Source organism: Oikeobacillus pervagus (assembly GCF_030813365.1).
GTDB classification, from domain to species: Bacteria; Bacillota; Bacilli; order Bacillales; family DSM-23947; genus Oikeobacillus; species Oikeobacillus pervagus.
Genome location: NZ_JAUSUC010000085.1, coordinates 1 through 5268, shown reverse-complemented (window position 1 = coordinate 5268; position 5268 = coordinate 1). Strand labels below are relative to the sequence as shown.

Annotated in this window: 4 protein-coding genes; 2 read left to right on the top strand and 2 right to left on the bottom strand. The window is 34.9% G+C overall.

Translation table 11 applies throughout. The features are described from left to right. Positions 1 to 76: 76 nt before the first annotated feature. Together J2S13_RS16425 and J2S13_RS16420 are read right to left on the bottom strand one after the other, a co-directional pair. Positions 77 to 484, bottom strand: a complete 408-nt coding sequence (locus J2S13_RS16425) for a DUF4391 domain-containing protein (protein WP_307258925.1) — start codon at positions 482 to 484, stop codon at positions 77 to 79. After that, complete coding sequence (locus J2S13_RS16420; protein WP_307258924.1) at positions 484 to 3588, bottom strand: helicase-related protein; 3105 nt, start codon at positions 3586 to 3588, stop codon at positions 484 to 486. The genes J2S13_RS16425 and J2S13_RS16420 overlap by 1 nt, the downstream gene beginning before the upstream one ends. A 483-nt stretch (positions 3589 to 4071) precedes the next feature. Here J2S13_RS16420 and J2S13_RS16415 point away from each other — a divergent pair, with 483 nt between their 5' ends. Next, positions 4072 to 4425: a hypothetical protein gene (locus J2S13_RS16415; RefSeq protein WP_307258923.1), complete on the top strand. Its 354-nt coding sequence runs from the start codon at positions 4072 to 4074 to the stop codon at positions 4423 to 4425. A 443-nt stretch (positions 4426 to 4868) separates the two neighbouring features. Further along, positions 4869 to 5210, top strand: a complete 342-nt coding sequence (locus J2S13_RS16970) for a recombinase family protein (protein WP_370874058.1) — start codon at positions 4869 to 4871, stop codon at positions 5208 to 5210. The last annotated feature ends 58 nt before the right edge of the window (positions 5211 to 5268 follow it).

Here is a 5268-nt window from a genome sequence, read left to right as displayed (position 1 = left end):
CAAAACATTAATTCAAAGTCAACTCGAACAGTGGATCGATGGCCTTCCTAGTTATATCAAGGCTTATTTGCCGATATCACTCTGCGAAAGTTGAGATTTTAAGTAAACCAGTTTTTGCAACCTTTTGATGAATAGCCCCTATCCATTTAGTTTTATAACCTGCAACAAATCGTATGAACAGAGGATAGGGCATAGCCTCCGCTAGTATTCTGTAAATCCGCTCTGTCCATTTCAGATTTTTCACCTTTATTTGAAAAAGGTGTATTTCTTGATAAACAGTTTCAGCATCTTCATATACAGGAATGTTCGTTGTTTTAGTGTTAATCGTTGCAAGAAGACGTACTCCATGGGTTTCCACTACTTCCTGAAAAAACTTTTTATCATTCACCGTAAATCTAGGTGCCAATCTATTAAATGGAAAAGTACGCAAGACATGTGTTTCTTTGGGCAGTTCAAGTGCCTTTAGTATTTCTTTTTCTTCCATCATGGCTCCCCCTTAATGATGAGAAAAGAGATTATTTCTAACTCATCGAAGTCTAGGTCCATCTCCGTCTGCATAGAAGTCCCACCGGGAGTAAAGAAACTGTCAAATGCATCATTTTCAGTCTTGTCCTTTACAATATTAATGGATTGTCGCAACAAATTAGTATATTGCTCCATATTTTCACCATCACTAGTCTCTTCATTGAATTGTTTAACTAAGTTAGTGAACGGTTCCTTTAAACCAAGTGATAGTTTTCGATAATAATCAAGTATCTTTTTTGCATTTGTATAATGTAGGTGAACTTTTCCTTCTTCTGTTAAGTATAATAAAATGTAAGGTGCGAGACTGTTGTTTGTCATATCAAAATCAGCTGTTTGACGGAAGCAGAAAATAACCCCTGGCTTTGCATCTTTAAACCCTTTATTTGTTGTCAGTGCATACATACCTTTTGGAGCCCTCTGCAAGTCATGCCCATGTTCTTTCAATACGGCACTTAAATCACTTTTAAATTCAGCATACGTTAAATCAGTAATGGATATTGCGCCTGAAACATCTTCAAGATTGACAACCTCATCTTGTAGTTGTTTTAACTGATTCCGGCGATATTCTATATCGTTCATTTCCTTACTTGATATATCGAGTATGTCCTCTTCTCCCGTTGCAGAAGTGCTCAATATCTTCATTCGTCCTTTCACTCGATTTTCTAGATTGATATATTCATCAATATCCATATTCGGCCAAAAGTTAACGAGTTTAATATATTTATTGCGTGAACCGATTCGGTCAATTCTCCCAAAGCGTTGAATGACTCGGACTGGATTCCAATGAATATCATAATTGATCAAATAGTCACAGTCCTGTAAGTTTTGTCCTTCAGAAATGCAATCTGTTGCAATCAATATATCAATTTCTTCGTGTATATTATCAATTATTTTCTCACGTTCTTTTGAAATTGGCGAAAAATTAATCAAAATATCATTAATGTCTTTTGTTTTTATACTTTTCAATGTTGTTTTATTGTTTCCTGAACCTACTACAAGTGCTGTATGTAAGCCCATTCGTCGCAGTTCGTCCGCTAATTGTTCGTATAAGTATTTCGCTGTATCAGCAAATGCTGAAAAGATGATAATTTTTTTGTTATCAGGATTGATTGGATTCTCTATTTTTTTCTGAATCAATCCTTTTAGCATATCGTCATCCATATCTTCCATATCTGCTGCAACAAAAGAATTCATCGTGTGTTGACTATTACTTTTGAGTAAATTAATTGTTTCTTCTAACCTGTTAACTAGCCTTTCGAGTGTTTGGTTGAAGGAATGTATAGAACTTTCCAAACGCTTGAATATGTTAACTTTCATTAATGCTGCGACAGCGGATTCACGGTCAGTCTGCCTAAATACTCCAGAACCGCGGCCAATTTTTGTATCATAAAGCTCCTCATAATGCTTTCTTTTTGCAGGTAGAATATAATTCATTGGTTTATAGATGCCAAATGTCAAGGCTTCAATTAGCTCATTTATCTCATCCATCTCTAAGAATTCCTTACGGTTATCGATATCAGCTTTCTTATTATCAGGTTTCAGCCGTTCTGGGAATTCACCAATGTCTTCTACTCCATAATATTTTTCAATATGTTTCCTACTCCTGGCGATAGTAAGTAAGTCAAGCAATTGGAAGTAATCTGGGTCAACCATGTCGAGAAAATTTTCTGTTGTTCGCTTTTCACTTGGTAATTCTGACCAACGATTGAAAACAGTTTGTGCCATTCTTAATGTATATTCAATTGATTCAATGCCATCATCTGCTAGCGCATTATCTCGATCTTCAGTAATAAAAGCGATTTGATTTTTAATATCACTCATTTTATTATTAACTGGCGTAGCAGAAAGAAGAAGCACCTTTGTCTTTACACCCTTTTTAATAATCTCCTGCATTAGTTTTTGGTATCTCGTCAACCGATCTTTTCGTGGGTTGTTGTTACGGAAATTATGGGATTCATCAATGACAACAAGGTCATAATTAGACCAGTTAACTGTATCGAGATTGATTTCACCAGAGTATCCACCATCACGACTAAGGTCAGTATGATTCAACACATCATAATTAAAACGGTCATCAATCAGCACATTTCTTTTATCATTTTGCGTGTAAACTGTCCAATTATCACGTAGTTTTTTCGGACTTAGAACAAGGACACGGTCATTTCTAAGTTCATAATATTTAATGACAGCAAGGGCAGAGAATGTCTTTCCAAGTCCAACACTGTCAGCAAGGATACAACCGTTATGTTTCTCAATTTTGTCAATAATACCAACTACTCCATCACGTTGGAAGGGATACAGCTTATTCCATATGACTGTATTTTTAAAATTTGTTCCTTCTTTGATGATTTTTTCTCCGTCAAGACTATCTAATTCATTGGAAAAAATATTGTATAGTGTGACGAAATACAGCCATTCAGGAGAGTTTTCTTTATAGATAAGTTTAAGTTGTTTAAGCACCTCATTCGTTACATCCTTGACGTTTTCTTCGTCGTTCCATATTTGTTCAAACTCTTTCATAGATTGTTTGATCAATTCTGGTTGGTTTAACACGACTGGAAAACTAGCAAACCGATTGGACTCTGTAATACCAAGTCCGTCCGCTGTGAATTCAATTTCCGATTGTAAATATAGACTTTCCTTCCCATTTGCTTGTTCAATAAGAAGTTCTTTTGGGAATTGGGTTTCTCCGATAATTGTTTTAAATTGCGCTTTGTCCTTTATCCACTTTGTTGCTTCAGCCGCAATATGATTGGATATCATTTTATTTCGAAGCTGGATTTCAAATGAGTTACCGTCGAACCTAGGCTGTTCTGCAGCTACATCACGGTTCTGACTAATCTTGTATTGTCTTTTTAAATCAGCTTCCTTTTTATAAAAGGTAGGCTTTGTATATAAGAAGCGAAATTCCTTGCTCTTTTCCAATTCCTCTTTTAATTCATTGTATGCAAACAAACTAAAATATGCAGATGCAATCGCAATTTTAGAACCAGCCTTTATTTCAGCTTTGAGCATATTAACAAGGGTATTTTCCCCCTTATTATCTACCATTTTAAAATCCATATTACTAGCCCCCATATAAACGAGTTCACTAAGTCTATTTTACCAGTTTTTATTATGTCCACAATAGCTATAACACTGTATATAGATTAAAGGTAAAACCTTAATTTCTTTTAATAGTTTCTCCTATGGGAAAGGAAAATAGTAAAATTTTTCTGGCCCTACTAGGTATCAGTTTCTTATTCGACTTGTTAATATTCGAGCCCCGGGTATGTCAATCCAAATGGTAAACTTTCCCATTTTGATTTTAAAGCCCTTCGGGTAGCATAGGGCCGTCCTTCTGACAGACTGACCCGGTTTCTCGATTCGTAATAGGCCCTTAAAACATTCCCCTCATACTTTCTATTGAGATGAGTAGAAATCATTTATTTCATCTCTACCATTTTCATATTATTTTTTGAAAGGAGAGAAGTTGCAACCCATCCATAATCACTCTTTTTACTCATTGTTATTTTGCTATTAAAGAATTGAAAGGGTGAATGTTCGATGTTTAATTGTAATTTCTGTAACAGTGTTATTACTGAAGCCTTTGTAGGTTCAAAAGATGAAATCAAGGTTTATTCTTGTTTTAATTGTTTCATACAAACATTAAACCCTTTTAATTTTAAGTTTGATGATGAGTTTGTTTACTACCCTTTGTTCGGTATGCGAGATATTCAATTAGATGATTCTATTGCTTTTTATGATAAACGTGGTCAAGAACTGGCTAGGGTACATTTGAAGGCGTATCAGGAAGGGCTTTTAAGTTACTTAAAAGGAGAAATAGCTGCGGAAATAAACTTAGCAACCGAAGATATTACATTAGTGATTAAACCCTATAAAGTACAGTTAAAGAAATAAATAAACGGGCAACTAGTGCCCGCTCTAAAAACAATAAGGGAATTACATTCACCTAATTTAATTTTGAGGATTCCAAGAATACTAGGTAAACATGTTATACCATCGGTTGCTTATTTCATTGGAGAGTGGGCAATTATTGCCCACTTCTTTTGTGCATTATTATTTAATCATTTCTCGAATATCGATTGGATTAGATGGCTATACATTCAGGTAACTTATGTTCTAATCCTACTTGTATTATTCCAGTCAGAACATGGGTATTCACTGGATAGACAAAAAAAAGAGGTGTCCAAGAAACCCGTTGACGCTATGGAAAAAACGTTGATTTAAGGTTTTATGTTGATGAAGGAATCAGTGCAAAATCAACTAATAGAAAAAGAATTAAATCGTATGATGCACGATGTTAATAAAGGAGTTTTAGATGCAGTTATCACTTACAAGGTATCACGATTAAGCAGGATTTATCTGATTCACTTTCACTTGTTGAACAAATACACGATTCAAATATTAAATTTATTTCTATAAAAGAAGGTGAGTATGGTACACCTTCCGCCAATTTACAGTTCAATATTCTTTCGGCTGTTGCTCAGTACCAAAGAGAGGATCTTGCTGAGAACGTCCAAATGGGAATGACGCAAAGGGCAAGAGAAGGAAAGTGGAATGGTGGACGAGTGCTTGGATATCAAAGTATAAATAAAGTACTTGAAATTGTACCCAAAAAAGCTGAAAATGTTAAACTTATATTTAACCTAGATTATTCACCGACAAATACAAAATTCCACTGAAATGCTGACTTACCGGCTTTTCAGTGGAATTCTCTTTTTCACTTATTAGATGAAAAAA